Below are 26,218 nucleotides of genomic sequence, written 5' to 3' on the forward strand. Positions count from 1 at the left end.
GTGCAGCATTCTATTCGATTCATCGCCTAATCCACTGATCTGCAAGCATTCGCTGGCGATTTTTCGCCGATGCGGCGAACATGCTCGCTGATTTTGCTTTTCACCGGAGTGACCGTGGCCCACGAGCAAACCCAGGCCCCAGCCGACCTTACCCCACCTGCCCAGTTACCCTGGTTTCGCCGCCTGGCGGCGCGCCTGCTGGGGCGCGGCCTGACCCGCCTGCGGGCCCAGCACCGTGACTCGTGGTTCCTCGGCCATGTCAGCGGCCAGCGCAGTGGCCATGCCGAGGGCATGCGGGAGGGCTTCGAGCGCGGCCGGGTGGAGGGCTACGAGGCCGGGCGCCAGGTGCTGGTGATCCGCGATACCCGCCCCGACGTTGGCGCCGTACCGGGGCAGGACGACAACCTGTTCGATGACTGGCGCCTGCCATTGACTGCCGAGCTGAAGAAACGCTTCAAGGCCGATGTCGCCCAGCGCCTGCCTGTCGAGGCCCAGCCCAGTGCCGCGCAGTGGAAGCTGATCTTCAGCGATACGCCCTCCACCTGCGTGGTTGCCGGGGCCGGGGCAGGCAAGTCGACCTCGCTGGTCTTGCGCATCCTGTTGTTGCGCCATTACCTGGGCTACGAGCTGGGTGCGATGACCGTGGTCACCTTCACCCGCGAGTCGCGCAAGGACTTCATCAAGCGCCTGATGCAGGTGTTCGCCCTGTGGCAGAGCGACTTGCAGGCGGCACAAGCCCGCGAGCTGGTGCGCACCTTCCATTCGCGCATCCTGCCGCTGGTGCGCAGCCTGCCGGGCTTTGCCCAGGTACGAGCGTTCGAAACGCTGGGCAACGAGATGCCCGCCGGGCGTGAAGCCGATGCCGAGAGCAACCCGTTCGACCTGCGCCTGAACGACGCCCAGCGCCAGCAACTGAACCAGTGCTACAGCGTCTTGTTGGGGACCAGCGCGCGTTTCGCCGAACTGGTTGGCCTGTTGCGCAGCGAAGCCCTGCAACTGAAGCCGCTGGACCCCAACAACCCCGAAGTGCAGAAACGCGCGCAGGTGACCCAGCTGGCCGCCCAGCGTGACGAAGAACTGTGTGACGTGATCGAGGACCTGTGGTTCGCCGCCGGCGCCTGGCCGATCAAAGGTATCGAACCCTGTCGCGAGACGGTCGAGATCCGCGGCAGCCGCTTCCATGTACATGGTCGCCTGGGCGCCGACGGGCCACTGGTCGTGCTGGGCTTCGACCCGGCAGAAAGCGCCCAGTACCAGCGCCCCGGCGCCAAGCTGGCGGTGCGCGCCGAGTGGGCGGTCAAACGTACCCTGTTGCAGGCATTCTGCGACAAGCCGCTGATCTGGCTCGACAACTATGCCATGGCCCGACGCCTGGCCGCTTCGCTGGCCGGTGATGCGGTGGCCGGCCCCGGCTTCGAATACAAGGTCAAGGGTGAGCTGGCCCCGGCGCCGCTGCTGGACGCCTTTGTCGGCGCCGCCAACTTCATCGAAAACCTCGGCCTGGAGGTCAACCCTGCCGTGGCGGCGATGAGCTTCCCGCCAGGCGACAGCGACGCCTTGTTCTTCGAGGCCCTGGCCCTGTACTGGAAGGCCCTCGAGGCGCACCTGCTGGACCAGTCGCCACCGGTCATGAGCTACAACCGCATGTTCGCCCTGTTCGGCGAGAACAACCCGGAAAGCCTGCGGCTGCTGCCCGACCCATTGCTGCGCCCGCTGGCGCACCTGATGATCGACGAGTTCCAGGACGTATCGCCACAGATCGTCAGCTGGCTGCGCGCCAGCCTTGCCGAGATCCGCCGGCGCGGCCCGGCCATGCACACTGGGCGCAATGCCCGGCATTCATCGCTGCTGTGCGTGGGCGACGACTGGCAGTCGATCTACGGATGGCGCGGCAGCTCGCCCAAATACTTCATGGAATTCACCAAGGCGTTCCCGTCGCCAGCCAACACACGGGTGATGCTGGTCGACAACTACCGCTGCCAGCAACAGGTGATCGATGCGGCCGAGCACCTGGTCAAGGGCACCCCGGCGATCGCCGGCAAGAAAGCCAGGGCCAGTGGCCCGGCGGCGCAGTTGCCGGGCTCGCCGGTCAAGGTGTTCGACCGTGACGAGGCCGCCTTGGGGCAAACCTTGATCGAGCACTACCAGCGTGGCGAGACGGTCATGATGTTGTACCGCAAGGGCAGCGACAGGGCGCTGATGAACGAGCACCTGCACAGCGTACTGCAGGCCGAAGCGGCGCTGCCGAGCGAGCAGCGGCGGCTACGCCAGCTGACCTATCACAGCGCCAAGGGCTTGCAGGCCGACGCGGTGTTCATGCTGGGCGACTGCCAGTACCTGACCAGTTCGCCCTACAAGAACCAGGTGTACCGCCAGGCCGGGCTGGGCAAGCCCGGCGATGCGCAACCGTTCGATACCGCGCAGCAGGAAGAGGTCCAGCGCCTGGCTTACGTGGCGGTGACCCGTGCGGTGCAGCATTGTTACTGGCATGTCGAAGCGGCCAACGGTGAAGCCGCAGCGCTGCCGCGGGCATCCAGCCAGGTGGACGGCAGGCAGGCGTACTTCGAGGACCTGCGCGGGCAGTGAGTCGGTGACGGTTAAGTCACGGTCGGTGACGGGCCAGTGGTGGGCATGACGATGCGCCAAGGTGACACGTCGGAGCCCTGCGTGGCCCGACGCAAGGGTTGCCGCTGGCGACAGGACTCGAAGGGGCCAGCGGCGTATTCGGCCTGGTGTGGTCGTGCCAGGCTTCAAGTCAGGAAGCGTACCCATGCGTTCTTCATCGACACCCAAGGATCACCTGCTGGACCTCAACGGCATTGAAATTGCCGTACGTTGCTGGGGGCCTGAAGACGGCATCCCGGTGCTGGCCCTGCATGGCTGGCTGGACAACGCCGCCTCGTTCGAGCGCCTGGCACCGATGCTCGATGGTTGCTTCGTGGTGGCCCCCGACCTGGTCGGCCACGGCCGCTCCGATCATCGCCGCCACGACAGTGGTTATTACCTGTGGGAGCACGCCGAGGACATGCTGGCGGTGACCGAAAGCCTGGGCCTTGGGCAGTTTCATGTGCTGGCCCATGGCATGGGCACCGGCGTGGCATCGCTGCTGGCAGCCATGACCAGCGGCATCGCCAGCATGACCTTCCTCGACGGCATGGGCGCACCGTTCACGGTGGCCGAGGATGACCGCGTCGAGCACCTGGCCCGCGCCTACCGGCTCAAGCGGATGGTCCAGCGTAGCCAGCTGCAGGGCTTCGCCGAGCCCGACCTGTGCCGTTTCGAAGATTTGGACACCGCGCTGGAGCAACGTCGCGAACGCCTGGACACCGAACTGTCGGAAGCGGCGGCGCGGCTGCTGGCGCTGCGCGACCTGCTGCAGTTGGGCGATGGTTATTGCTGGCGCCACGACCCGCGCCTGGTGCTGCCCGAACCCATGCCGCTGACCGAGCGCGAAGCCTGCGAGCTGCTCAGCCAGATCCGCTGCCCGTTGTACCTGCTGTTCGGCCGTCAGGGGGCATTCACCGGTGAGGCCTTCAGCCGGCGCCAGGCGGCCTTGCCCAGCCAGGCGAAGGTGTCGTGGCACCCGGGCGGGCACCACTTCCACCTGGATGCACCGGACCGGGCCCTGGTCGACCAGCTGCTGCGTATCCTGGCCCGCCATGAAGGCGGCGTACTGCAACGCCTGGTGAACGAATAGCGGGATATGGTGGTGGCATGCGCCCGTGGGCTATTGTGGTGGGGGTTACCCCCTGGAAACCGACCGCCACAAGGAGCCCGGCATGCGCCCATTCGCCATCAAGCACATCGACCATCTGGTACTGCGGGTCAGCGACCTGCCGCGTAGCATTGCCTTCTACACCGAGCTGCTCGGCTGCACGGTCAGCCGCGTGCGCGAAGACCTGGGCATGGTCCACCTGGCCACCGGCACGGCGATGATCGACCTGGTCACCCTCGACGGCCCGCTGGGCCAGCCTGGCGGTGCGGCACCGGGGGCCGAGGGGCGCAACCTGCACCATTTCTGCCTGCGCATCGAGCCGTTCGACGAACCGGCACTGAGGGCGTACCTGCAAGCCGCGGGGGTGCAGGTGGCGCCGGCGGAAAAACGCTACGGCGCCGAAGGCGAAGGACCGTCGTTGTACTGCTACGACCCGGATGGCAACCAGGTAGAGCTGAAAGGGCCCGTGCTGTAGCAGTGGCCCACAGTGGATATCCCGTCAAAGCCTATTATGCTTCAGTAACCTTGCTGCGATCCGAGGCGGCCTGCCTCGTCGTGCTTCGCATAACCAAAGCAAGCCCCCAGGGCCTGGGTGCGACGGTGAAACAGCGGATGAGGTGCTCCCGGCCTGCATAACGACAAGACGGAGGCACCCCATGGCGGTTCTCGACAGCACGGGCAGTAGTGCGCCCCAACGCGGCATCACGCGGGAGGAGCGCAAGGTCATCTTCGCCTCGTCCCTGGGCACGGTGTTCGAATGGTACGACTTCTACCTGTACGGCTCACTGGCGGCGATCATTGCCAAGCATTTCTTCGCCGGGGTCAATGAAACCACCTCGTTCATCTTTGCCCTGTTGGCCTTTGCCGCGGGCTTTGCCGTGCGCCCGTTCGGCGCCATCGTGTTCGGCCGCCTGGGCGACCTGATCGGGCGCAAGTACACCTTCCTCATCACCATCGTGATCATGGGCCTGTCCACGGCGGTGGTCGGCCTGCTACCCGGCTACGCGACCATCGGCGTCGCGGCACCGATCATCCTGATCACCCTGCGCCTGCTGCAGGGGCTGGCGCTTGGCGGCGAGTACGGCGGCGCGGCCACCTATGTGGCCGAGCACGCACCCAAGGGCCGACGCGGCTTCTTCACCGCCTGGATCCAGACCACTGCCACCCTGGGGCTGTTCCTGTCGCTGCTGGTGATCATGGCTTGCCGTACCGCCATGGGCACCGAGGCGTTCGAGGCCTGGGGCTGGCGCGTGCCGTTCCTGCTGTCGATCCTGCTGTTGGCCATTTCGGTGTACATCCGCATGCAGCTCAACGAGTCGCCGGTGTTCATGAAGATGAAGGCCGAGGGCAAGGCGTCCAAGGCCCCGCTGACCGAGTCGTTCGCCCGCTGGGACAACCTGCGGGTCGTGATCATGGCGCTGCTGGGCGGCACTGCCGGCCAGGCGGTGGTGTGGTACACCGGGCAATTCTATGCGTTGTTCTTCCTGTTGCAGATGCTCAAGATCGAGCCACAGACCGCCAACCTGCTGATTGCCGGCTCGCTGCTGATCGGCACGCCATTCTTCATCTTCTTCGGCAGCCTGTCCGACCGCATTGGCCGCAAGAAGATCATCATGGCCGGGTGCATCATCGCCGCGCTGACCTACTTCCCGATCTTCAAGGCCCTGACCCAGTACGGCAACCCGGACGTGTTTGTCGCTCAGGAGCAGAACCCGGTGGTAGTGGTGGCCGACCCTGGGCAGTGCGCGTTCCAGTTCGACCCGGTGGGCAAGGCCAGATTCACCAGCTCGTGCGATATTGCCAAGAGCCTGCTGGCCAAGCGGGCCATCCCCTATACCAACGAAGCGGCCGAGCCTGGCAGCGTGGCGCAGATCCGCATCGGTCAACGGGTACTGCCAAGCTTTGACGGCAGCCGCCTGGCAGCGGCCGACTTCAAGGCGCAGAGCGAGGCCTTTACCGCCACCCTGAGCGGCGCATTGAAGGAAGCGGGCTACCCGGAGAAGGCCGACCCGGCGAAGATCCATTACCCGATGGTGCTGTTGCTGCTGACCCTGCTGGTGATCTACGTGACCATGGTCTACGGGCCGATCGCCGCCTGGCTGGTAGAGCTGTTCCCGGCGCGTATCCGCTACACCTCGATGTCCCTGCCTTACCACATCGGCAACGGCTGGTTCGGCGGTTTCCTGCCCACCGTGGCGTTTGCCATGGTGGCGGCGACCGGTGATATCTACTATGGCTTGTGGTACCCGATCGTGATCGCGTTGATGACGGCGGTGCTGGGCATCCTGTTCCTGCCGGAGACCAAGGACCGGGATATCCATCACGCCTGAAGGTTGAGGCTACCCGTAGCGGCCTCTTCGCGGGCTTGCCCGCTCCCACAGGGATACCACTGTGCCTGAGGGCAGTGAGTTACCTGTGGGAGCGGGCAAGCCCGCGAAGAGGCCGGCATAGCCAACCCATCAGTCGAAATAGCCACGCAACCCAAAGGCATACCCGGTATCCACCCCGGCAGCCTCGCCCCGGCTCCAGCGCTTCTTCAGCACGAACTCGAACGCCGGCTCATAGAGCCCGTCACGTACCAGCGCGCCCGCCAGCACCTCCACGTCATACCAGCCATTGTCCAGTTCGATGATCGGGCGCCCCGGCACCTGGTAACGTGCCAGCAGGTCGCCGAGTGTCTTCGCGGTGAAGTGTTGCAGGATGCGCCAGGTGTACAGCATCAGTACACCGTGTTCGACCCGCAGCACATAGCCGTTGCGGCGGTGCTTGAGGCGGCTGCCGGGTTCACGCAAGGCCGGGGTGTGGTGGCCCAGGGTGAACAGAATGCGGTAGGGCAGGTTGTCGACCCCTGCCAGCGGCAGCACGATGCCTTCGCGTACCGCCTGGTCGCCGCTGTCACCGTGGGTGAACGCGTGGGCCAGGTCGTCGGGCAGGTCATGTTGCAGCTTGAAGCGCTCGAGCAGTTGGATATCGCCAAGCAGAAAATAGTCGACCAGGTCGTTGAGCACTTCGCTGAATTCGTGGCGCATCTTTCTATTGTTCCTTGTGGGTGCGCTTGCGGACCCTGGCAAATGTAGCACTTCAGATTGGCTTCAGATTCGCCGCCGATACTCCCCCTCGACACCTACTTGAAGGGGACAGCTATGACCCAGGCAGACAGCCCCAGCCTGTTTCCGCTGGCGATCGGTAGCCACGGCGACCGGCTCGCCCATTTGAGCCTGAATCTTCCGGGTGAGCCAGGGCGCGACGAGCTGGAGCAGTTCATTCACGCCCGCTTTGCCTGCGCCCACCATGCCGATGTGCAGCATTACCTGCCCGAACTGCTCGGCCTGCACGACAGCCACGGGCGCTTGATGGCCGCCGTGGGTATCCGCCTGGCCAGCACCGGCCCGACCTTTATCGAGCGTTACCTGGATGAGCCGCTGGAGGTCGCCGTGACCCGGCTGGCGGCCAACCCGGTGAGCCGTGCGCAGTTGGTCGAAGTGGGGAACCTGGCGGCGCTCAGCGCCGGCAGCGCGCGGATCATGATCATCGCCGTGACCTGGTTGCTGGCCACCCGCGGCCTGCAATGGGTGGCCTTTACCGGCGCCGCGACCCTGGTCAACAGCTTTCATCGCCTGGGCCTGGTGCCTACGGCATTGGCCATGGCCGATCCCGGTCGGCTGAATGGCGACGCCGACAGCTGGGGCAGTTACTACGCGCAGCACCCGCAAGTGTTCGTCGGCAGCATCGGCTATGGTCATGCAGCCCTGGCCCGCGGCGGTGTGTACGAACGACTGGGGTTGCCCAGCAGCGTGCCGGAGGCTGGCCATGCCGCATGAATGCCAGCTGTTCAAGGAAGTGCTGCAACTGCATGCCCGCCACCGGGGGGCGCAACCGGCGCTGCTGGGGGCTGCCGAGCGCTTCACCTATGGCCAGTTGCTGAATGAGGTCGAACAACGCCAGGCCTGGCTGAGCGCGCAGCCGCCGGGCACTTTCGTCCTGGCCCTGGAAAACGGGCCACAAGCGCTGCTCTGGGACTTGGCTGCGCTGTTCGCGGCGCGCCCCATCGTCATCCTGCCGGCGTTCTTCAGCAGTGCCCAGCGCCGCCATTGCCTGGCGCAGAGTGGCGCGGTGCTGGCGCTGGCCGACGAGGCTTTCGCAGACGATCTGCAGGCCTGCGGCTTCAGTGCCGGCGAGCGCTTCTGGAGCCGCCCGCCGAGCGCGGGCGTGGACTTGCCAGCGGGCACTGCAAAGATTACCTACACCTCCGGCAGTACCGGGGCACCCAAGGGGGTCTGCCTGAGTGCCGAGGCCATGCTGCGGGTTGCGCGCGAACTCGAGGCCGCCAGCCGACCGACAGCGCCGACCAGGTACCTGGCGGTGTTGCCGCTGGCGGTACTGCTGGAAAACCTCGGCCTGTATGCGGCCCTGCTGGCCGGGGCGAGCATTGTCCTGTACCCGCAGGCGCAGCTGGGTTTGCGTGGCGCCAGCCAGGTCGACTTCAAGCAACTGCTGGGTGCCATTGCCTTGAGCGGCGCCGAGAGCCTGATCATGGTGCCACAACTGCTGCTCGGCCTGGTCACGGCCATCGAGCGTGGCCTGCTGCGGGTAGGCCCGTTGCGCTTCGTGGCGGTAGGCGGGGCACGGGTGGCGCCGAGCCTGCTGGCCCGTGCCGAGGCGGTCGGGCTACCGGTATTCGAAGGCTACGGCTTGTCCGAATGTGCCTCGGTAGTGTGCCTCAACCGCCCCGGCGCCAGGCGCCCGGGCAGTGTCGGCCGGCCGCTGCCGCATGTGCAGGTACGCATTGCCGAGGATGGCGAGGTGCAGGTGGCCGGCTCGGCGTTGCTCGGTTACCTGGGTGAGCCAGCGTTCAACGCACCCTGGTTGTCGACCGGTGACCTCGGGCACTTCGACAACGACGGTTTCCTCTACCTGGCCGGGCGCAAGAAGCACCAGTACAGCACCAGCTTCGGGCGCAACGTCAACCCCGAGTGGGTCGAGGCCGAGCTGACCCAGGGCGGGGTGATCGCCCAGGCCTTCGTCTACGGCGAAGGCTTGGCGCACAACCTGGCGCTGCTCTGGCCGCTGGACCCGCACGCCAATGACCACACGCTCGAGCAAGCCGTGCGCCAGGCCAACGCCGGGCTGCCGGACTACGCCCGGGTGCATGCCTGGCGGCGCCTGCCCGAACCGCTGAGCGCCGCCGGGCAAACCCTGACCGCCAACGGCCGGCCACGCCGCGAACAGATCCTGCGGTGTTACCACAGCTTGTTAACCGACCTTCAATGACCCACGAGGTTTTGCCATGCTTTTTTTCGATAGGCTGCAACAGCAAACCGCCGACGAGCGTACGGCATTGTTCAATGTCCCGGTCATCCGCGACGCGCTGGCCGGCAAGGCCAGCCTCGAGGCCTATGTGGCGTTTCTGACCCAGGCCTACCACCATGTGCGGCATACCGTGCCGCTGATGATGGCCTGCGGAGCGCGTTTGCCGACGCGGTTGGAGTGGCTGCGCGGCGCAGTGTGCGAGTACATCGAGGAGGAGTACGGCCATGAGCGCTGGATTCTCGATGACATCGCCGCCTGTGGTGGCGACCCGCTGCAGGTGGCGAGTAGCCGTCCGGCATTGCCGATCGAGCTGATGGTGGCGTTTCTCTACGATCAGATCGCCCGTGGCAACCCGGTCGGGCTGTTCGGCATGGTCAACGTCCTCGAAGGCACCAGCATTGCCCTCGCGACCCAGGCCGCCGGGACCCTGCAGGGAAGCCTTGGCTTGCCGGACCGGGCGTTCAGCTACCTCAGCTCCCACGGCGCGCTGGACCAGGACCATATGACCACCTACCGTGGCCTGATGAACCGCCTGGAGGACCCTGAGGATCATCAGGCAGTGATCCACGCCGCCAAAGTGGTGTATCGCCTGTACACCGCCATGTTCGAAGGGCTGCCGCATGCCGCGCAGCAGGAGGCCCAGCATGCGCCTGCCTGATTGCGTGGCGGTGCTCACCGGTGCCAGCGGTGGTATCGGCCTGGAACTGGCAGACCAGTTGTGCAGCGCCGGTGCGCGGGTGCTGGCGGTCAGCCGGCAGAAGGGCAAGCTGGCCGAGCTGATGGCACGCTACCCGCAGCAGTTGTACTGGCAGCAAGCCGATCTGCGCAGTGCCGAAGGCCGTCGCGATGTGCTGGAAGCGGCCCGGGCGCTGGGCTACTGCAACCTGCTGATCAACGCTGCCGGAGTCAACCGCTTCGCCTTGCTCGAACAGCTGGACGAAGCCGCCCTGGACGAGCTGTTCGATCTCAACGTCAAGGCCGCCATCCAGCTGACCCGCCTGTTCCTGCCGCTGCTGCGCGAGCAGCCCAGTGCGCTGGTGGTGAACGTGGGGTCGATCTATGGCTCGATCGGTTACCCCGGCTATGCCACCTACTGCGCCAGCAAGTTCGCCTTGCGCGGTTTCTCCGAGGCGCTGCGCCGCGAGCTGGCCGACACCTCGGTCAACGTGCTGTATGCGGCACCGCGCACCACCCGCACGGCGATGAACAGCAGTGCCGCGCAGGCGCTCAACCAGGCCTTGAAGGTCGGCGTCGACGACCCGCAGGACGTTGCCCGCGCGGTGCTCGACGCGGTGCAGGCCGAGCGCAGCGAACTGTATCTGGGCTGGCCGGAAAAACTCTTCGTGCGCCTCAACGGCATGTTGCCGGGCGTGGTCGACCGCGCCCTGCGCAAGCAACTGCCGCTGATTCGCCGCTACAGCACCTGGCACAACAAGGAGTCGAGCAAATGAAACGTCTGTTACTGGCCAGCCTGCTGGCCATCGCCCCATTCACCTGGGCCCTTGACCAGAATGGTACCCAGCAGCTCGCTGCCATTCAGCAGCGCTGGGCGGTGATTCGCTATGAATTGCCCGAAGCCCAGCGTGCCGGGGCGTTCGAGGCCCTGGCGGTACAGTCGGCAGCGCTGGTGCGGCAGCACCCGGGCGCGGCCGAGCCACTGATCTGGGATGGCATCGTCAACAGCAGCTGGGCGGGTGCCACAGGCGGGCTGGGGGCCCTGGGCAAGGTCAAGGCCGCCCGCGCCAGCCTGGAACAGGCCCTGGCCGCGGACCCCAAGGCGTTGCAGGGTTCGGCCTACACCAGCCTGGGCGCGCTGTATGACCAGGTGCCGGGCTGGCCGCTGAGCTTCGGCGACCAGGCCAAGGCCGAGGGCCTGCTGCGCCAGGCACTGGCGATCAACCCCGACGGCATCGACAGCAATTACTTCTGGGCTGACCACCTGTACCGGCTCAAGCGCTATGATGAAGCCCGCGCGGCCCTGCAGAAGGCCCTGCAGGCACCGCCCCGGCCAGGCCGGGAACTGGCTGACCAGGGCCGGCGCGGTGAAATCGATGCTTTACTCAAAGCGATCAAGGACAAACAGGATTGAGCATGCGCCTGCTGCTGGTGGAAGATGACGTTGCATTGGGGGAGGGGATCTGTGACGGCCTGCGCCGCGAGGGCTATACCCTCGACTGGCTGCAGGATGGCGCCAGCGCCTTGCACGCGCTGTGTCACGAGGCGTTCGACCTGGCCATCCTCGACCTGGGTTTGCCACGCCTGGATGGCATCGAGCTGTTGCGGCGCCTGCGCGCCGCCGGCAACAGCCTGCCGGTGCTGGTGTTGACTGCGCGTGACGCCACCGACGACCGTATCGCCGGGTTGGACGCCGGCGCCGATGACTACCTGGTAAAGCCCTTCGACCTCAACGAACTCAAGGCCCGCCTGCGGGCCTTGCTGCGCCGTAGCAGCGGCCGCGCGCGGTTACTCATCGAGCACGCCGGGGTGTGCCTGGACCCGGCCACCCAACAGGTGCACTACCAGGGCCAGCAGGTGGTCCTCACGCCCAAGGAATACCTGCTGTTGCACGAGCTGCTGGCGCAGCCGGGCAAGGTATTCACCCGCGAGCGCCTTACCCAGTTGCTGTATGGCTGGGATGAAGAGCCCGAGAGCAACACCCTGGAAGTGAACATCTACCATTTGCGCAAGAAGCTCTTCAACGGGCTGATCCGTACCGTGCGCGGCATCGGTTACCTGGTGGAAGGCAAGGCATGACCTCGCTGCGCCAACGCACCCTGTGGCGGGTGATGCTGCTGTTGCTGCTCGGCAGCGGCCTGCTGGCGTTGTACAACTACCACGACAGCCGCCACGAAATCGCCGAGGTGTACGACGCCCATCTGGCGCAGAATGCCCGGCTGCTGCAGGGCATCATGAGCCTGCCGGTGCAGGAGCAGAGCCGTGGCGAGTTGTACCGCGCCTTCGACGAGGCGTTGAGCAAGGCCGGGCGGCACCGGGTCGGGCATCCCTACGAGAGCAAGCTGGCCTTCCAGGTATGGGCCGACGACGGCACCTTGCTGGTACATACGCCCAGTGCCCCGCAGCTGCAGCAACCGCCCCGGGCGCCAGGGTTCGCCGATGTGGTAGCGGGTACGCAACGCTGGCGCAGCTTCGTCCTGCCGGTCCCGGAAAAGCGCTGGGTGATCTGGGTGGGCGAACGCAGCGACGTGCGTATCGACCTGGTCGAGCGCATCGTGCGGCATACGCTGCTGCCATTCCTGTTCGGCAGCCTGGCCCTGGCCGTGCTGGTGTGGGCGGCTATCGGCTGGGGGCTGCGGCCGCTGCAGAACATGGCCAGGGTCATCCGCGCCCGCCACGCCGACTCACTCGAACCGCTGCAACTGGTGCCACTGCCCAAGGAACTGGAACCGATGCAGGCCGCAATCAACCGCCTGCTCGGGCAGATCGGCGACCTGCTGAGCCGCGAGCATCGCTTTATTGCCGATGCCGCCCACGAAATGCGCACGCCGTTGGCGGTCCTGCGCCTGCATGCGCAGAACGCCCTCAATGCAGCCAGCAGTGCCGAGCGGGACAAGGCGCTGGGCTTCCTCATGGGCGGTGTCGACCGCCTTGCCCGGGTGGTCAACCAGCTGTTGACCCTGGCCCGCCTGGAGCCGCGACCCGGTCGGCGTGACTGGCCGCAGGTCGACCTGCAGGCGCTGGTGGCCGAGACCCTGGCCGACCTGACCCCGTGGATACTGGAACGTGGGCTCGAGCCGTCGCTGGATATCGCGGCTGGCGACTACCAGCTGCATACCGACGCCGGTGCGCTGGGCATCGCCTTGCAGAACCTGGTGACCAATGCCGTGGATCATTCCCCGCCGGGCGGGCGCATCACCGTGACCCTGCAACGTGAAGGGCAGGCGCTATTGGTCAGCGTCGACGACGAAGGGCCAGGCATCGCCGTGGCCGACCAACAGCGCGTGTTCGAGCGTTTCTACAGCAAGGGCTCGGCCAATGGCGCCGGCCTGGGGCTGTCGATCGTCAGTACCATCATGACGCGTCTGGGCGGCAGCGTGCAGTTGCGCAACCAGCTGCCGCACGGGCTGCGTGCGACCCTGCGGCTGCCGGTAGCGCCTGGCTAGCCGCTAGTGCTTCTGGGCAATCTGGATCAGGTTGCCACAGGTGTCATCGAACACCGCCACGGTCACCGGCCCCACGGCGGTGGGTGGCTGGGTGAACTGCACACCCGCTGCACACAGCCGGGTGTACTCGGCCTGGATGTCGCGCACGCCGAACGAGGTGGCAGGGATACCGTCCTGCTTGAGCGCCGCCTTGTAGGCCTTGGCAGCCGGGTGCGCGTCGGGTTCCAGCAGCAGTTCGACGCCGTTGGGGTCGTTGGGGGAGGTGAGGGTCAGCCAGCGGTGCCGGCCCATGGGGGTGTCATGCTTGGGTTCGAAACCGAGTACGTAGTGATAGAAGGCCAAGGCCTTGGCCTGGTCGTCGACAAGAATGCTGGTGACCACGATCTTCATAGACACACACCGTATGCTTGGGGCCGATGAATACCAGTAAAGACGGTTGAGGGTAATTGACCAGTGGCGCCCTTACCAAAAACCTGTTCAAGCCATAGGTAAATCCTTCACCTCCCGGCCCCCACGTGGCGGCTGCCGAGGGTAAAGTGGCAAGCATGATTCCAGCGCCCGGAGCGGCGCCAGCGAGGTGCCCGTGGCTGCCTATACCCTGCGACAACTCAAGTACTTCGTCACCACCGTGGAGGCCGGCAGTGTCGCCGAGGCTTCGCGCCAGCTGTACATCGCCCAGCCGTCCATCTCCACGGCGATCAAGAGCCTGGAGGAGAGCTTCGGCGTGCAGCTGTTCATCCGCCACCACGCCCAGGGCGTGTCGCTGACGCCCAGTGGCAAACGCTTTTACGCCAAGACCAAGTCGCTGCTGCAGATGGCCCACGAGTTCGAGCAGAACGCCCTGGCCGATAACGACACCGTGGCCGGGCAGATTGACATCGGCTGTTTCGAAACCGTGGCCCCGCTGTACCTGCCGCGGCTGATTGCCGGCTTTCGCCAACGCTACCCGGGGGTGGACATCCGCTTGCGCGATGGCGAACAGCAGGACCTGATCCAGGGCCTGACTGCCGGCACCTTCGACCTGGCATTTCTCTACGATCACGACCTGGACGGCACCATCGAAGCCGAACCGCTGATGCCAGCGCAGAAGCCCTATGTGTTGCTGCCCGAGCAGCACCGCTTTGCCGGCCAGGCCCAGGTGTCGCTGCGCGACCTGTGCCCCGAGCCGATGATCCTGCTGGACGTGGCCCCGAGCCGCACCTACTTTGTCAGCCTGTTCAACGAAATGGGCCTGACGCCGAACATCGTCTTCAGCTCGCCATCGATCGAGATGGTGCGCGGCATGGTTGGGCAGGGCTTCGGCTTTTCCTTGCTGGTGACGCGCCCGCATTCGCCGTACACCTACGACGGCCAGCGCCTGGCGATGGTGGATATTGCCGAGCCGGTCGCGTTGTCCGGGCTGGCGGCGGCATGGTTGAAACGGGTGCAACTGACCAAGCCGGCTCAGTTGTTCGTCGAATTCTGCCGGGAACAACTGGCGACATTCTGACCCGGGTGCGCCATGCCGCCTATTGCCGGGGCAGGGCGTGCCGGCTGCTCAGGGGTTGACCTGATAGCCGCGCCCCTGCAGGCAACCGGCGTAGGCACTGGCATGGGCCTGTGCCTGCGCTTCGTCCTGGCCACGGCGGTCCTGGCGGCGCTCCTGGCGCTGGCGCATGCCACCGACGGCGGCACCGGCGGCGGCCACCTCGCCGGCACGGTTCTGCCGGTACGCCTGCTTGGCATCGTCACTGGCCCGGTCATACAGCGCGTCGTGCTGGTTACCGCGCACTTGCGCGCCCGCCGCACCGGCAACCGCACCAGCGGCGGCACCCCGCACGCGGCCACCGACATGCGGATCGTTGGACGTCGCGGCGCTGTTCGCGGCATTGGTCGCCACGGTATTGCAGTCGTTGATATCCAGCTGCATCTGCTGGCTGCTCTGGCCCTTGAGCGGTACCACCGACTGCGCCAGGGCGGCCGGGGCCACGCACAGCAGTACCAACAGGTAACTCCACGTCGACCTACGCATGCTACACCTCCAGCGGGCGGGATCCCGACTCTCAGAATAGTTCGCCGTGGCCGAGCGGATGGCAGTTTTGCCCAGATGGGCTAAACCGGATATCAAATATTGTTCGCCTGCACATCCCGGCCTGAATCCCGCTACCCGTGGAAGCACCATGAGCCAGACTCAGCACCTGATCATCTGCGAATACTGCGACACGGTTTATCACCGCGCGCCGCTGCTCAAGCATCAGCGCGCCCTGTGCCAGCGCTGTGGCGGCGTGCTGTACCGGTACACCTCGCTGACCGTGCAGCAACGGCTGGCACTGAGCGTGACGGGCGGCATCCTGCTGGTGTTCGCCAATTTCTACCCGGTGATGACCATCGGCATGCAGGGGCTGACCCATTCGGCGACATTGTGGGACTCGGTGCAGATCCTCAGCCACGGCAGCATCACCTTCATCGCCCTGGTCATGGCCTTGTCCATCATCGTCGCACCGGTGCTGCAGATCGGGCTGTTGTGCTGGCTGCTGGGTTTTGCCCTGGCTGGCCAGCGTGCGCCGGGTTTTGCCGTGTGCATGCGCAGCCTGGAAGGCCTGCGGCCCTGGAGCATGCTGGAGGTCTGCCTGCTGGGGGCGCTGGTGGCGGTGATCAAGCTGGCCGGCTTGCTCGAAGTGATCCCCGGCATCGGCCTGTTGGCCCTGGCTGCGCTGAGCATGCTGATCATTCATGTCGCCGGCAAGGACATCCGCGACCTCTGGGACCAGCCATGAACACCCCGGCCAGCGCCGATGACCTGGGCTTGTGCCTGTGCCATGGCTGTGGCCAGGCCTGCCCGCTGGGCAGTGGCGCCCACACCTGCAGCCGCTGCGGTGCGCCCATTCACCGGCGCAAGACCAATGCCATCAGCCGCGGCTGGGCCTTTCTGCTGGCCGCGCTGATTTTCTATATCCCCGCCAACCTGCTGCCCGTGATGCATACCGAGATGCTCGGCAGCGGCAGCGAAAGCACCATTGGCGGTGGGGTACTGGAGTTCTGGGAGGCCGGGGCCTGGGACATCGCCCTGATCATCTTCATTGCCAGCGTCGGTGTGCCGGCCATCAAGTTCTTCTCGCTCGGCCTGTTGCTCTACACCGCCCAGCGCGGTTCTACCTGGGCCTGCCGGCAACGCTCGCAGCTGTACCGCTTCGTCGAGCTGATCGGCTACTGGTCGATGCTCGATGTGATGGTGGTAGCACTGGTGGCGGCGTTGGTGCAGCTGCGTGGCTTGGGCACCATCGAGCCGCGGGTGGGCATCCTGTTCTTCGGCATGGTGGTGGTGCTGACCATGTTGTCTGCGATGAGCTTCGATCCACGCCTGATCTGGGATCGCCATACCAACGAGGGGAGGCCGCATTGATGGGGCAGCAGACTGACAACCACGATGGCGCCGGGCAGGTCGAGGTACGCACCCGGCGCTGGAACGTGTCGCTGGTATGGATCGTGCCGATCGTGGCGATCCTGATCGGCGCCTCGCTGGTGGTGCGGAACTGGATGCAACAGGGGCCGGTGATTGCCATTGCCTTCCACACCGGGGAGGGGCTGGTGGCACACAAGACCCAGGTCAAGTACCGCAGCGTGGTGATTGGTGAAGTCACCACGGTAGAGTTGGCCGACGACAAGAAGAGCGTGGTCGCCAAGGTGCAGCTGTCCAATGATGCCCGCGCCTTCGCCACCCAGGGGGCGCGCTTCTGGGTGGTGCGACCACGCATCGGGGTCGGCGGCGTTTCCGGGGTGGACACGCTGTTTTCCGGTAGTTTCATCGGCGCGGATGCCGGCGAGTCGAACGTGCCGGAGAAGTCGTTTGTCGGCCTGGAACTGCCACCACCGATCACCTATGACGAAAAAGGCAAGCGCTTTGTGCTCACCGCCAGCGACCTCGGCTCGCTGGATGTTGGCTCATCGATCTACTACCGCAAGATCCCGGTGGGCGAGGTGGTGTCGTTTGCCCTGCAGGGCGATGGCAAGGGCGTGGAGATCGGCGTGTTCGTTCAGGCTCCCTACGACAGCTTCGTCACCGCCGATACGCGTTTCTGGAATGCCAGTGGGGTCGACATGCAGATCGGTGCCAACGGCCTCAAGGTCGATACCGAGTCACTGTCGTCCATCCTGGTGGGCGGGCTGGCCTTTGGCTCGCCCGACTTCGCCCCGCAAGCCGAACCCGCTGCCGACCAGGCGCGCTTCCAGTTGTTTGCCGACCGTGATACCGCTTTGGCGCCGCCTAGTGGCCAGGCGCAATACCTGCAGTTGCGCTTCGACCAGGCCATGCGTGGCCTGTCGGTAGGGGCGCCGGTGGAGTTCAAGGGCGTGGAGTTCGGCCGGGTCACCTCGATCAAGCTTGACTACGATGCTGCCCGGCAGGCGTTTCCGGTAGTGGTCGATGCGGTGATCTACCCGCAGCGGCTGGGGCCGGTGCACCGCAAGATGCTCGCTGCGTTCAAGCACAGCGAGGGTGACCTGGACGGCGCCCGGCGCCTGATTGGCACCTTCGTCGAGCATGGGCTGCGGGCCCAGGCCCGCAGTGGCAACCTGATCACCGGGCAGATGTTCATTTCCCTGGACTTCTACCCGGACGCGCCCAAGGTCGCGTTCGACAGGACGGCCGACCCGATCACCATTCCCACGCTGCCCGGCAGCCTGGAACAGTTGCAGGAACAGCTGCAACGGGTGGTCGAGCGCATCAGCAAACTGCCCTTGGAGAGCATCGCCAGCAACCTCGATGGCAGCCTGCGTGAGCTGCGTGCCAGCCTCAAGCAGTTCAATGGCCAGACATTGCCGGAGGTGCAAGTGGCGCTGGACGAGATGCACAAGACCCTGCGCACGGCCAACTCGGCGATTGCCGAAGACTCGCCGCAGCGCGAGCGGATGGGGGAGACCCTGGACGAACTGGAACGCATGTCGCGTTCGCTGCGTGACCTTGCCGATTACCTGGGCCGCCACCCCGAATCGCTGATTCGTGGTCGGCCGAAGGCGGCCGGGGCCGCAGGCCTGGAACCCTGAGGAGAACGCCGATGCAACGACTGCGCAATGTATGTGGGGCCGGGCTGCTGGCACTGCTGTGGGGCTGCAGCACGCCAAACAACTATCACACCTTGGTGCCCAGCGAGCCGCTGCGTGACGGCGGCCAACGCATCCAGGTGGCCAGGGTGGCAGTGCCGCCGCAGGTGGACCGCCCGCAATTGGTGGTACGGCAAGGGCAGAGCGGCCTGGCCATCCTCGAGACGGAGTGGTGGGGGGCCAACTTGGTGGATGAATTGCGCAGCGCCCTGCAAGACCAGCTGGGTGGACCGGTGGGGGGCAGCAAGGCGCTGCTGCGGGTGGACGTGCAGCGCTTCGACATGGTGCCAGGGCGCTACGCCTCGCTGGAAGCCCTGTGGCGTCTGAGCCAGCCGGGGCGGGACGAACTGACCTGCCGCACCTCGCTGCAAACGCCAGCGGACAACAGCATCGCCAGCCTGGTCAATGCCCACCAGGCCAACCTGCGCAAGCTGGCCGAGGCCGTGCGAAGCAGCGCCCGCCAGGGGCGTTGTAGCCAGCCGGCCTGACTGAAGCGAGGTTGAGCTTGTGCAGGCTTCTTTCTTGCTCAAGATCTAGCGGCTTGCCCGATTTTGTGGGAGCGGGCATGCCCGCGAACACCGGCACAGCCGGTGCCATCTAACGTGCCGTCTGCTTCGCGGATAAATCCGCTCCTACAGGAGCAGCTTCACCCGCGAACACCGGCACAGCCGGTGCCATTCACCGCGTCGTCTGCTTCGCGGATAAATCCGCTCCTACAGGGGCTGCGTTAGCCGGTACAGGCGTGGCCTTGTGTCGCGAAAGGGCGCAATTACCCAGCGTCAGTCCGGGCCTGCACCGTTCTGTGCTTGGCTGTTGCTGACCGTCTGCTGCACCCGCTCGGCCTTGTCCTGCGGCAGGCGGTCGAACTCGCGCAGGCCATCCTTGCGGTACGGGTCGCCAATCCAGCGCGGTGCCACCACGAACTGCGGGCTCACCAGGCTCTTCGCCGGCTCGTAGCGGTCGTAGCTCAACCCGGCGAGGTCGGACAGGGTGTGAATCAGGTGCGAGCTGCTGTAAGGGCGGTCGGCCATCGCCTGCAAGTCGCGCGGGTGCTCGGCACGCCAGCTTGGCGAGGTCCACAGCAGGAACGGGATGGTATACATCGGCCGGGTCGGCGCGCCTTCATTACGCCCCAGGCGGTCGTGGTTGCCGGAGCTGTACACGTCCTCGCCATGGTCGGACAGGTACAGCAGGAAGCCATTGGGGGTGGTGGCCGAATAACGCTTGATCAGGCTCGAGACCACGTAGTCGTTGTAGCGCACCGCATTGTCGTAGAAATTGTAGGTTTCCACCTGCTCGGGCGTCAGCACGCCGGGCGCGCCCTGGCGGTCGGTGAAGTGCGCGTAGTCATCCGGGTAGCGGTAGCGATAGTCCATGTGCGTACCCAGCAGGTGCACGATGATGAACTTGTTCGGCGCCGGGTCTTGCAGGGCCTTCTCGAACGGTGCCAGCACCACGTCATCGTACTGGCTGGCATTCTGGTTACGCTGGTTGTTCAGGTAGACCGGCGCGTCCGTCTGCTGCGAGAAGGTGGTCAGCATGGTATTGCGCTTGGTCATGGTCTGCTGGTTGGTGATCCAGAAGGTCTTGTAGCCGGCCTGCTTCAACAGGTTGATCAGCGACGGATCGGTGAGGAAGCGGTCCGGGTTCTGCTCATCGCCGAAGGTGAGGATCTGCTGCATCACTTCGATGGTGTACGGGCGTGGCGACACCACGTTGCGGAAAACCGTCAGGCCCTCGTCACTGGCAGCCAGCGCATCGAGGTTGGGCGTGGTGTCACGGTTGTAGCCGTACAGGTGCATGTGCTCGCGGGTGGTCGATTCACCCAGCACCAGCACCAGTGTGCGTGGCGCTGCACCGCTGCTGTCCTGCAGGTTTTGCAGGGGCGGCAGCGCGGCGTTCTGGGCCAGTAACTGCTGCATGTTGTCCAGTTGCTGGCGGTACTGGCGGTAGCCGACCAGCAGTTGCCAGGGCACGGCCGGCTCCATGCGCTGCTGGACCTTTTCTGCCGCGTCGGCAAAGCTGCGTTGCTGGGTGACCATCTGTTTGTAGAACGGATACACCAGGTTGGCCAGCAGCAACAGGGCGACCACTGGCAGGCGGCTGCGCAGCGGCAGGCGTACCGGGCGCACGCGCTTCCACAGCAATACGGCGACCAGCGTGTACAGCAGCAGTGCCAGGCCAAGCCAGGCGCTGAAGTACTGGCTGAAGTACTCACCGGCCTCGGCGGTGTTGGACTCGAACATCACGAAGATCACGCTTTGCGAGAACTCCTGGCGATAGATGCCGAAGTAGCTCAAACCTACCAGCGACGCGGCCCACAGAACCAGGCCGATGACCGCGGCCGTGGCGCGGGTGAAGCGCGGCAGCAGCAGCACCGGGGCCAGCCACAGGCTGCTGAGGAACAGGGCGTCGCGGAAACCGGCGAAACCTGTGGTGCCGCTGAACAGCAGCAGCGCCTGGGTCACGCCCGAGAAGTACCAGAAGAACAGCAGGAGCCAGCCCAGGCCGGCCCAGTCCACGCGCTTGGGCGAAGAAGGGGATGGAGTGTGTGACACGTTTGCCTCGTCGTACCTTGGCGGCCAGCGGATCTGTGCGGCGCCGGAAAGGGCGTGACGCTAATCTGCCGGGTGTGAAAATAACGTCAACGAGGTGTTGGCCCAGGCAAGGTATGATGCATCCAGCCAAACCGCACTGACAGGTCGAACGAGAATGAACCGTCGCAAGAAGATCAAGCAGCTACTGCAGGCGCATGCCAAGAAGGCCAGCGCGAAACTGGCGCCGCGCAAGCCAAAGTACATTTGCAAGGCGGACCGCCTGAAGATGGAAGCCGAGGCGGCGGCGGATACCGCCAGCTGACCAACCAGCGCAGCCGTCAAGGCCGCGCCAGTTGCCACGTATCAACGGCGGTAGTAACGATAATCGTCATGGTAGCGCTGGTGCATGGCCCGCTCATGGCGGCGCTCCCAGTCACGCCGGCGTTCCCAGTCGCGGCGATATTCCCAGTCGCGCCGGCGCTCCCAGTCACGTCGGGCCTGCTCGCGGCGCCACTGTTCGCGGCGCCAGTCGCTTCTGTGGTCATGCCAGCGGTCGTCACCATGGGCGAGCAGCGTGGCGGGCTGCTCATCGGCCACGCTGGCCAACTTCGCCCAGGGGTTGCCGGCAGGCTGCAGGGGTGATTGCACCGCCGGGGCAGCCGCTACGGACGGTTTCATGGGGGTTGCCGATGCCGTGCCCATCGCCGCCAACGAGAACAGGCCGAGCAGCATCAACCTTGCGACATGTATTTTCATGAGCGAAGCCAACCTCTGAGAACAATTGAGCCATCTGGCCAGCAGGTGGTTGGCGATTCTGTCTCGCGTCCCGCTACCTTTCTGTGCCTCCCACATAGACCGGCAAACGGGAAAAAGTTCGCTGTGGCAACAACTTGTACAACTTTTGAAACAACCCGCTTACGGCTGTCGCATCAGGCAAACTCCGCTCGCAGATGCGCCTGATAGCTGCCGAACGCGGCAATCACGCCAGCGACCACTTCGGCTTCTTGCTGCGCATCCAGCGATAAGCCGTCCAGCCTGGCGACGAACTGGCGCCAGGGCAGCGCCCGGCCCTGTGGAGGCGGCGCCAGGTGGCAGGCGCCCAGGCCGGCGTCCAGCCCCAGGCGCTGGGCCTGCCTGAGCAGAAACGCAGCGCCAAGGTTCGACCCCTCGCTGCAGTACAGCCAGCCCAGGGCCTGGGCCGGGCTGGCACACACCTGCGCGGGGGGTGCAGGCACTGCCAGGCCCAACGCGCCCAGGTCGTGCTCGACCGCGGCAGCGCGCGACAGCTGCGCCAGCCCAGGCAACAGCAGATTGAGTTGTTCATCGCGGTATAACGCCAGCAGGCTGCCATGAAAGCGATGCTGTACCTGCAGGAAGCGAGCGTAGCGTTCGCGGCTCTCGAAAGGCCTGGCGGCCATCACCCGTTGGTCGACATCGTCGTGGGCCTGGCTGCTGGCAGCCTTCAAGCGTTTGCAGCGGCCGGGTTCGGCGAGCGATAGCGGCACTGAGGCCATCGGCGTATCCATAGCGAGTGGGCAATGCGCCATGATGCTTGTCCCCTTGGCTCTCAGCAAGCGCCACGCAACGGGTTTGAGAAAGCTGCCTGTCCAGCTGGCCAGTCATTTACCATGACGGCCGCTTTGCCAATCACCGTCAAGGAAACCCGCCATGAGCACTCCGCAGTTCCGCACCCCAACCGCCGCAGACGCCGAGCGTTGCTACGCCATCGAGATCGGCGCCTATGAAGGGGATGAAGCGGCCACACTGGAGAAGATCCGTACCCGTATCGCGCAGTACCCGCAAGGATTCCTGGTGCTGGAGCAGGCGGGAGAGATCGTCGGTTTCATCAACAGCGGCTGCGCCCACCAGGTGGAGATGGCCGATGAAGCCTTCAAGGAGCTGGTCGGGCACGACCCGCAAGCGCCGAATGTGGTGATCATGTCGGTGGTGGTCGACCCGGCGCACCAGGGCCAAGGCTACGCCAGGCGCCTGATGGACGAGTTCGTCAGGCGCATGAAGGCCGCGGGCAAGCAGACCATCCACCTGATGTGCAAGCAGCAGCATGTGCCGCTGTACCAGAAGATGGGTTACCAGTACGTGCAGCCATCGCCGTCGGAGCACGGTGGCATGGCCTGGCATGAGATGGTCATGGCCCTCTGAGCCGCCGCAGTGGGTGCGGCCAGGGCCACGACAGGGCTGCCTGGCAGCCCGTCGCGACACCAGGCCAGCCTTGTTATCCGCCGCTGACCAGTTGCTGGGCCAACTGGTTATGGCGCTCGAGGACCCGTGGCAGGTCGACGGTGAGCAATTGGCCGTCCTGCACCACCACGCGACCATTGATCACGCTGGTATGCACCTGGGTCGGGGTGCAGAACACCAGCGCCGCCAGCGGGTCGTGATGGCCACCGGCATAAGCCACGTGGCCCAGGTCGAAGGCGACGAAGTCGGCGACCATGCCGGGGGCGAGGGCGCCGATGTCGTTGCGGTTCAGCACCTTGGCACCGCCGAGGGTGGCGATTTCCAGCGCTTCGCGCGCGGTCATCGCGTCGGGGCCGAAACCGACCCGTTGCAGCAGCAAGGCCTGGCGCACTTCGCCGATCATGCTGGCGCCGTCGTTGGACGCCGAACCGTCCACCCCCAGGCCTACCGGCACGCCATGGTCGCGCATCTTGCGTACCGGGGCGATGCCCGAGGCCAGGCGCATGTTCGAGCATGGGCAGTGGGCCACACCGGTACCGGTGCGGGCGAACAGTTCGATGCCGTGCTGGTCCAGTTGCACACAATGGGCATGCCACACATCGTGGCCGACCCAGCCGAGGTCCTCGGCGTATTCGGCCGGGGTCATGCCGAACTTCTCGCGGCTGTAGGCAATGTCGTTGAGGTTTTCGGCCAGGTGCGTGTGCAACGACACGCCGTACTGGCGCGCCAGCACCGCCGCTTCGCGCATCAGGTCGCGGCTGACCGAGAACGGCGAGCACGGCGCCACCACGATGCGGCGCATCGCGCCGTGGCTGGCATCGTGGTAGTCCTCGATCAGGCGCTGGGACTCCTTGAGGATGTCGGCCTCCTTCTCCACCACGGCGTCAGGCGGCAGGCCGCCCTGGCTGCGGCCCACGCTCATGCTGCCGCGGGCGGCGTGGAAGCGCATGCCGATCTCGTCGGCGGCGTGGATGCTGTCGTCGAGCTTGCAGCCGTTGGGGTAGATGTACAGGTGGTCGCTGGAGGTGGTGCAGCCGGACAGGATCAGTTCCGCCATGGCGGTCTGGGTCGACACCGCGATCATCTCGGGGGTCAGGCGCGCCCAGATCGGGTACAGGTTGGTCAGCCAGTTGAACAGTTCGCCGTCCTGGGCCGCCGGCACCACGCGTGTGAGGCTCTGGTACATGTGGTGGTGGGTGTTGACCAGGCCAGGGATGACCACCTTGCCGGCCATGTCCAGCACCACGTCGGCGTGCTGGGGCAGGGTGTCGCTGGCGCCGACCTGGCGGATCAGGTTGTCTTCGATGAACAGGCCGCCGTTGCTGATCTCGCGGCGTTCGCCGTCCATGGTGACCAGCAGGGTGGCGTTTTTTACCAATAGTGTCTTGGGCATAGCATGTGCCTGCGCAATACCCAGCGACGATTGTCGCTGTCGTAGGCGCCGCAACATGTAAGCAGAGTCTTGGGAAATTGTATACACCTCGCTGCCCGAGCCCTGCGCGACCTGTTTGCAAGCGGGTTCAGCGAAGCAGGCGGCCCCCGCCTGACACCGGTGGTGCCGGTGTCGGCGGGTGAACCCGCCCCCACAGGCACCGTGCAAGCGTGTCGTCACTCGGCCATCTGCAGCTCCGGCAGCTTCACCCGGAACGCCCGGGTGAGCCCGAGCAGTACCATCAGGCCTACGCCCATCCAGCACAGGCCGATGGTGAATGACAGGTGGGTCAGGCTGCTCCACAGCCACAACGTGCTGAGAAAGCCCAGGCCAGGTACCACGCCATACAGCAGGTAGTTGCGGGCCCCGCGCAGGCGCTGGTCGACCAGGTAGTGCTTGACCACTGCCAGGTTCACCGCGGAGAAGGCGAACAACGCGCCAAAGCTGATCATGTTGGCCACGGTGTCGAGGGTGATCACCAGGGCGACCAGCGACAGCAGGCTGACCAGCACGATGGCCGCGGCCGGGACGCGCTTTTTCGTCAGCAATTGGCCGAATGCCCGCGGCAGTGCGCCGTCGCGGCCCATGGCGAACAGCACCCGCGACACGCTGGCCTGGGACACCATGGCCGAGGCGAAGCAGCCGGCCACATAGGTGGCGGTGAAGGCGGTCACCAGCAGTTCACCGCCCACCCGCCGCATCACGTCCACCGAAGCCGAGTCGGGGTCGGCGAAGTTGCCCCAGTCGGGAAACACCATCTGCGCGCAATACGACACCACCAGGAACAGCAGGCCGCCGATCAGCGACACCGCGAGGATCGCCATGGGGATGCGGTAGGTCGGGTTGCTGGTTTCCTCGGCCATGGTCGACACCGCATCGAAGCCCAGGAACGACAAGCACAGCACGGCGGCGCCGGTCATGATCAGGGGCACGCTGAAGCCGTCGTGATGGAAGGGCGCCAGCAACGATAGCGGTTCGCCCTGGCTACCGAGGTTGCGTATCGACAGGGCGACGAACACCACGATGAACACCAGCTGCAGCACGACCAGGAGCCAGTTGACCCGGGTGATGGATTCGATGCCGATCAGGTTGAGGAAGGTCACCAGGGCAATCGAGCCCAGCACCCACACCCAGGCGGGAATGGCCGGGAAATATTCCGCCATGTAGATGCCGATCAGCAGGTAGCTGAGCAATGGCAGGAAGATGTAGTCGAGCAGCAGTGTCCAGCCGGTGATGAAGCCGATGTGGCTGCCGAACGCCTTGCGCGTGTAGGTATACACCGACCCGGAATAGGGGTGGGCCTGGACCATGCGCCCATAGCTGTAGGCAGTCAGCAGCATGGCGGCGAGGGTGAGCAGGTAGGCGGTGGGCAGGTGTCCCTTGGTCATCTGGGTCACCAGCCCGTAGGTGGTGAACACGGCCAGCGGCACCATGTAGGCCAGGCCGAACAGGATCAGGGCGGTCATGCCCATGGATGTGCGGAAGCGCCCGGTGGGGGCCGGGGATGGGGCATGCGCGGCGGGGGAATGGGCTGTACTTGTTGTTGTATGCATTGCTAGCTCCTGGAAAGGGATGCAGGACACCGCAGCAGGCGAGGCGGCTCGCTGCCGGTGGGCGTTGTGCAAGGAGGTCGAGCGCGGGGCTCGCAGCGTGGGGCGGATTGATGCTCCCACACCCCGCAGGTACCCGGAATCACCCTTTGGGGTGAGCCGGACGAGGCGCGCAGGCGCTCACCCCAAAGGGTGATTCCGATGCCGGCGGCGCCGTGGGAGTATCTGGCCAACAACGCACCGCACTGTGGCGGTGCCCTACTCGATATGGCAGG

Annotated in this window: 26 protein-coding genes; 18 read left to right on the forward strand and 8 right to left on the reverse strand. The window is 65.6% G+C overall.

Translation table 11 applies throughout. The annotated features are described in order from the left end of the window. Nucleotides 1-69: 69 nt before the first annotated feature. The 4 genes from HG549_RS10595 to HG549_RS10610 all read left to right on the forward strand — a co-directional run bounded on the left by HG549_RS10595 (nucleotide 70) and on the right by HG549_RS10610 (nucleotide 6,045). Complete coding sequence (locus tag HG549_RS10595) at nucleotides 70-2,586, forward strand: UvrD-helicase domain-containing protein (protein ID WP_170029445.1); 2,517 nt, start codon at nucleotides 70-72, stop codon at nucleotides 2,584-2,586. A 184-nt stretch (nucleotides 2,587-2,770) separates the two neighbouring features. Further along, a complete protein-coding gene (locus HG549_RS10600) occupies nucleotides 2,771-3,697 on the forward strand; it encodes an alpha/beta fold hydrolase (RefSeq protein ID WP_170029446.1) in 927 nt (308 codons plus the stop codon). Between the two features lie 82 nt (nucleotides 3,698-3,779). Then, complete coding sequence (locus tag HG549_RS10605; protein WP_170029447.1) at nucleotides 3,780-4,190, forward strand: VOC family protein; 411 nt, start codon at nucleotides 3,780-3,782, stop codon at nucleotides 4,188-4,190. 181 nt (nucleotides 4,191-4,371) lie between these two features. After that, nucleotides 4,372-6,045, forward strand: coding sequence for an MFS transporter (locus HG549_RS10610; RefSeq protein WP_170029448.1), 1,674 nt, complete (start codon nucleotides 4,372-4,374; stop codon nucleotides 6,043-6,045). Nucleotides 6,046-6,174: 129 nt separating this feature from the next. Here HG549_RS10610 and HG549_RS10615 read toward each other — a convergent pair whose 3' ends face one another. Continuing rightward, nucleotides 6,175-6,744 carry a hypothetical protein gene (locus tag HG549_RS10615; RefSeq protein WP_170029449.1) on the reverse strand — a complete coding sequence of 190 codons (570 nt, stop codon included), beginning with the start codon at nucleotides 6,742-6,744 and terminating at the stop codon, nucleotides 6,175-6,177. Between the two features lie 114 nt (nucleotides 6,745-6,858). Here HG549_RS10615 and HG549_RS10620 point away from each other — a divergent pair, with 114 nt between their 5' ends. From HG549_RS10620 to HG549_RS10650, 7 genes are read left to right on the forward strand one after another with little or no spacing between them, the layout of a single operon-like run. Continuing rightward, on the forward strand, nucleotides 6,859-7,536 hold the full coding sequence (locus HG549_RS10620) for a thermostable hemolysin (protein ID WP_170029450.1): 678 nt from the start codon (nucleotides 6,859-6,861) through the stop codon (nucleotides 7,534-7,536). Continuing rightward, complete coding sequence (locus HG549_RS10625; RefSeq protein WP_170029451.1) at nucleotides 7,526-8,986, forward strand: AMP-binding protein; 1,461 nt, start codon at nucleotides 7,526-7,528, stop codon at nucleotides 8,984-8,986. The genes HG549_RS10620 and HG549_RS10625 overlap by 11 nt, the downstream gene beginning before the upstream one ends. Before the next feature lie 16 nt (nucleotides 8,987-9,002). After that, complete coding sequence (locus HG549_RS10630) at nucleotides 9,003-9,683, forward strand: TenA family transcriptional regulator (RefSeq protein ID WP_170029452.1); 681 nt, start codon at nucleotides 9,003-9,005, stop codon at nucleotides 9,681-9,683. Then, nucleotides 9,670-10,476: an SDR family oxidoreductase gene (locus HG549_RS10635; protein ID WP_170029453.1), complete on the forward strand. Its 807-nt coding sequence runs from the start codon at nucleotides 9,670-9,672 to the stop codon at nucleotides 10,474-10,476. Before HG549_RS10630 ends, HG549_RS10635 begins: the two co-directional genes overlap by 14 nt. Continuing rightward, nucleotides 10,473-11,114, forward strand: coding sequence for a tetratricopeptide repeat protein (locus tag HG549_RS10640; protein WP_170029454.1), 642 nt, complete (start codon nucleotides 10,473-10,475; stop codon nucleotides 11,112-11,114). Before HG549_RS10635 ends, HG549_RS10640 begins: the two co-directional genes overlap by 4 nt. A gap of 2 nt (nucleotides 11,115-11,116) precedes the next feature. Next, nucleotides 11,117-11,779: a response regulator gene (locus HG549_RS10645; RefSeq protein ID WP_170029455.1), complete on the forward strand. Its 663-nt coding sequence runs from the start codon at nucleotides 11,117-11,119 to the stop codon at nucleotides 11,777-11,779. Further along, entirely contained in the window at nucleotides 11,776-13,146 is a 1,371-nt protein-coding gene (locus HG549_RS10650; RefSeq protein WP_170029456.1) for an ATP-binding protein, read from the forward strand. The genes HG549_RS10645 and HG549_RS10650 overlap by 4 nt, the downstream gene beginning before the upstream one ends. A gap of 3 nt (nucleotides 13,147-13,149) precedes the next feature. Here the strand turns inward: HG549_RS10650 and HG549_RS10655 are convergent, their stop codons facing one another. Continuing rightward, nucleotides 13,150-13,536, reverse strand: a complete 387-nt coding sequence (locus tag HG549_RS10655) for a VOC family protein (protein ID WP_170029457.1) — start codon at nucleotides 13,534-13,536, stop codon at nucleotides 13,150-13,152. Between the two features lie 193 nt (nucleotides 13,537-13,729). On the opposite strand from HG549_RS10655, the gene HG549_RS10660 reads away from it, so the two are divergent. Further along, nucleotides 13,730-14,635, forward strand: a complete 906-nt coding sequence (locus tag HG549_RS10660) for a LysR family transcriptional regulator (RefSeq protein WP_170029458.1) — start codon at nucleotides 13,730-13,732, stop codon at nucleotides 14,633-14,635. Between the two features lie 48 nt (nucleotides 14,636-14,683). Here HG549_RS10660 and HG549_RS10665 read toward each other — a convergent pair whose 3' ends face one another. Further along, nucleotides 14,684-15,157 (reverse strand): YMGG-like glycine zipper-containing protein, encoded by a 474-nt coding sequence (locus tag HG549_RS10665; RefSeq protein ID WP_170029459.1) that lies wholly within the window; start codon nucleotides 15,155-15,157, stop codon nucleotides 14,684-14,686. A 148-nt stretch (nucleotides 15,158-15,305) separates the two neighbouring features. Here HG549_RS10665 and HG549_RS10670 point away from each other — a divergent pair, with 148 nt between their 5' ends. From HG549_RS10670 to HG549_RS10685, 4 genes are read left to right on the forward strand one after another with little or no spacing between them, the layout of a single operon-like run. Further along, nucleotides 15,306-15,902, forward strand: coding sequence for a paraquat-inducible protein A (locus HG549_RS10670; protein WP_170029460.1), 597 nt, complete (start codon nucleotides 15,306-15,308; stop codon nucleotides 15,900-15,902). Continuing rightward, nucleotides 15,899-16,528, forward strand: coding sequence for a paraquat-inducible protein A (locus HG549_RS10675; protein WP_170029461.1), 630 nt, complete (start codon nucleotides 15,899-15,901; stop codon nucleotides 16,526-16,528). Before HG549_RS10670 ends, HG549_RS10675 begins: the two co-directional genes overlap by 4 nt. Then, the gene (locus HG549_RS10680; protein ID WP_170029462.1) at nucleotides 16,528-18,168 is read left to right on the forward strand and encodes an intermembrane transport protein PqiB; all 1,641 of its coding nucleotides are present in this window, start codon (nucleotides 16,528-16,530) and stop codon (nucleotides 18,166-18,168) included. Before HG549_RS10675 ends, HG549_RS10680 begins: the two co-directional genes overlap by 1 nt. Before the next feature lie 11 nt (nucleotides 18,169-18,179). Beyond that, a complete protein-coding gene (locus HG549_RS10685; RefSeq protein ID WP_170029463.1) occupies nucleotides 18,180-18,713 on the forward strand; it encodes a membrane integrity-associated transporter subunit PqiC in 534 nt (177 codons plus the stop codon). Between the two features lie 291 nt (nucleotides 18,714-19,004). On the opposite strand, the gene HG549_RS10690 is transcribed toward HG549_RS10685, so the two are convergent. Further along, on the reverse strand, nucleotides 19,005-20,783 hold the full coding sequence (locus HG549_RS10690; protein ID WP_170029464.1) for a phosphoethanolamine transferase CptA: 1,779 nt from the start codon (nucleotides 20,781-20,783) through the stop codon (nucleotides 19,005-19,007). Nucleotides 20,784-20,937: 154 nt separating this feature from the next. Here HG549_RS10690 and HG549_RS10695 point away from each other — a divergent pair, with 154 nt between their 5' ends. After that, nucleotides 20,938-21,084, forward strand: coding sequence for a DUF2986 domain-containing protein (locus HG549_RS10695; RefSeq protein ID WP_170029465.1), 147 nt, complete (start codon nucleotides 20,938-20,940; stop codon nucleotides 21,082-21,084). A gap of 41 nt (nucleotides 21,085-21,125) precedes the next feature. On the opposite strand, the gene HG549_RS10700 is transcribed toward HG549_RS10695, so the two are convergent. Then, on the reverse strand, nucleotides 21,126-21,494 hold the full coding sequence (locus HG549_RS10700; RefSeq protein WP_170034138.1) for a hypothetical protein: 369 nt from the start codon (nucleotides 21,492-21,494) through the stop codon (nucleotides 21,126-21,128). A gap of 197 nt (nucleotides 21,495-21,691) precedes the next feature. Continuing rightward, nucleotides 21,692-22,276: a biliverdin-producing heme oxygenase gene (locus tag HG549_RS10705; protein ID WP_170029466.1), complete on the reverse strand. Its 585-nt coding sequence runs from the start codon at nucleotides 22,274-22,276 to the stop codon at nucleotides 21,692-21,694. A gap of 154 nt (nucleotides 22,277-22,430) precedes the next feature. Between HG549_RS10705 and HG549_RS10710 the strand changes: the two genes are divergently transcribed. Further along, nucleotides 22,431-22,922 (forward strand): GNAT family N-acetyltransferase, encoded by a 492-nt coding sequence (locus HG549_RS10710; RefSeq protein WP_170029467.1) that lies wholly within the window; start codon nucleotides 22,431-22,433, stop codon nucleotides 22,920-22,922. 73 nt (nucleotides 22,923-22,995) lie between these two features. On the opposite strand, the gene HG549_RS10715 is transcribed toward HG549_RS10710, so the two are convergent. Both HG549_RS10715 and HG549_RS10720 read right to left on the reverse strand, forming a co-directional pair. Further along, nucleotides 22,996-24,354, reverse strand: a complete 1,359-nt coding sequence (locus tag HG549_RS10715) for an 8-oxoguanine deaminase (RefSeq protein WP_170029468.1) — start codon at nucleotides 24,352-24,354, stop codon at nucleotides 22,996-22,998. Nucleotides 24,355-24,569: 215 nt separating this feature from the next. Beyond that, nucleotides 24,570-25,946 (reverse strand): APC family permease, encoded by a 1,377-nt coding sequence (locus HG549_RS10720; RefSeq protein ID WP_170029469.1) that lies wholly within the window; start codon nucleotides 25,944-25,946, stop codon nucleotides 24,570-24,572. Nucleotides 25,947-26,218 lie beyond the last annotated feature (272 nt).

The sequence above is a fragment of the Pseudomonas sp. SK genome (assembly GCF_012975065.1).
GTDB classification, from domain to species: Bacteria; Pseudomonadota; Gammaproteobacteria; order Pseudomonadales; family Pseudomonadaceae; genus Aquipseudomonas; species Aquipseudomonas anuradhapurensis.

Excerpts from the sequence above, each read along its gene's own strand:
- HG549_RS10630 (WP_170029452.1), top strand. The coding sequence starts at position 9,003 with ATGCTTTTTTTCGATAGGCTGCAACAGCAAACCGCCGACGAGCGTACG.
- HG549_RS10695 (WP_170029465.1), top strand. The coding sequence starts at position 20,938 with ATGAACCGTCGCAAGAAGATCAAGCAGCTACTGCAGGCGCATGCCAAG.
- HG549_RS10600 (WP_170029446.1), top strand. The coding sequence starts at position 2,771 with ATGCGTTCTTCATCGACACCCAAGGATCACCTGCTGGACCTCAACGGC.
- HG549_RS10705 (WP_170029466.1), bottom strand. The coding sequence starts at position 22,276 with ATGGCCTCAGTGCCGCTATCGCTCGCCGAACCCGGCCGCTGCAAACGC.
- HG549_RS10645 (WP_170029455.1), top strand. The coding sequence starts at position 11,117 with ATGCGCCTGCTGCTGGTGGAAGATGACGTTGCATTGGGGGAGGGGATC.
- HG549_RS10640 (WP_170029454.1), top strand. The coding sequence starts at position 10,473 with ATGAAACGTCTGTTACTGGCCAGCCTGCTGGCCATCGCCCCATTCACC.
- HG549_RS10615 (WP_170029449.1), bottom strand. The coding sequence starts at position 6,744 with ATGCGCCACGAATTCAGCGAAGTGCTCAACGACCTGGTCGACTATTTT.
- HG549_RS10710 (WP_170029467.1), top strand. The coding sequence starts at position 22,431 with ATGAGCACTCCGCAGTTCCGCACCCCAACCGCCGCAGACGCCGAGCGT.
- HG549_RS10620 (WP_170029450.1), top strand. The coding sequence starts at position 6,859 with ATGACCCAGGCAGACAGCCCCAGCCTGTTTCCGCTGGCGATCGGTAGC.
- HG549_RS10610 (WP_170029448.1), top strand. The coding sequence starts at position 4,372 with ATGGCGGTTCTCGACAGCACGGGCAGTAGTGCGCCCCAACGCGGCATC.
- HG549_RS10720 (WP_170029469.1), bottom strand. The coding sequence starts at position 25,946 with ATGCATACAACAACAAGTACAGCCCATTCCCCCGCCGCGCATGCCCCA.
- HG549_RS10650 (WP_170029456.1), top strand. The coding sequence starts at position 11,776 with ATGACCTCGCTGCGCCAACGCACCCTGTGGCGGGTGATGCTGCTGTTG.
- HG549_RS10680 (WP_170029462.1), top strand. The coding sequence starts at position 16,528 with ATGGGGCAGCAGACTGACAACCACGATGGCGCCGGGCAGGTCGAGGTA.
- HG549_RS10655 (WP_170029457.1), bottom strand. The coding sequence starts at position 13,536 with ATGAAGATCGTGGTCACCAGCATTCTTGTCGACGACCAGGCCAAGGCC.
- HG549_RS10675 (WP_170029461.1), top strand. The coding sequence starts at position 15,899 with ATGAACACCCCGGCCAGCGCCGATGACCTGGGCTTGTGCCTGTGCCAT.
- HG549_RS10665 (WP_170029459.1), bottom strand. The coding sequence starts at position 15,157 with ATGCGTAGGTCGACGTGGAGTTACCTGTTGGTACTGCTGTGCGTGGCC.
- HG549_RS10715 (WP_170029468.1), bottom strand. The coding sequence starts at position 24,354 with ATGCCCAAGACACTATTGGTAAAAAACGCCACCCTGCTGGTCACCATG.
- HG549_RS10605 (WP_170029447.1), top strand. The coding sequence starts at position 3,780 with ATGCGCCCATTCGCCATCAAGCACATCGACCATCTGGTACTGCGGGTC.
- HG549_RS10700 (WP_170034138.1), bottom strand. The coding sequence starts at position 21,494 with ATGCTGCTCGGCCTGTTCTCGTTGGCGGCGATGGGCACGGCATCGGCA.
- HG549_RS10625 (WP_170029451.1), top strand. The coding sequence starts at position 7,526 with ATGCCGCATGAATGCCAGCTGTTCAAGGAAGTGCTGCAACTGCATGCC.
- HG549_RS10635 (WP_170029453.1), top strand. The coding sequence starts at position 9,670 with ATGCGCCTGCCTGATTGCGTGGCGGTGCTCACCGGTGCCAGCGGTGGT.
- HG549_RS10670 (WP_170029460.1), top strand. The coding sequence starts at position 15,306 with ATGAGCCAGACTCAGCACCTGATCATCTGCGAATACTGCGACACGGTT.
- HG549_RS10685 (WP_170029463.1), top strand. The coding sequence starts at position 18,180 with ATGCAACGACTGCGCAATGTATGTGGGGCCGGGCTGCTGGCACTGCTG.
- HG549_RS10595 (WP_170029445.1), top strand. The coding sequence starts at position 70 with ATGCGGCGAACATGCTCGCTGATTTTGCTTTTCACCGGAGTGACCGTG.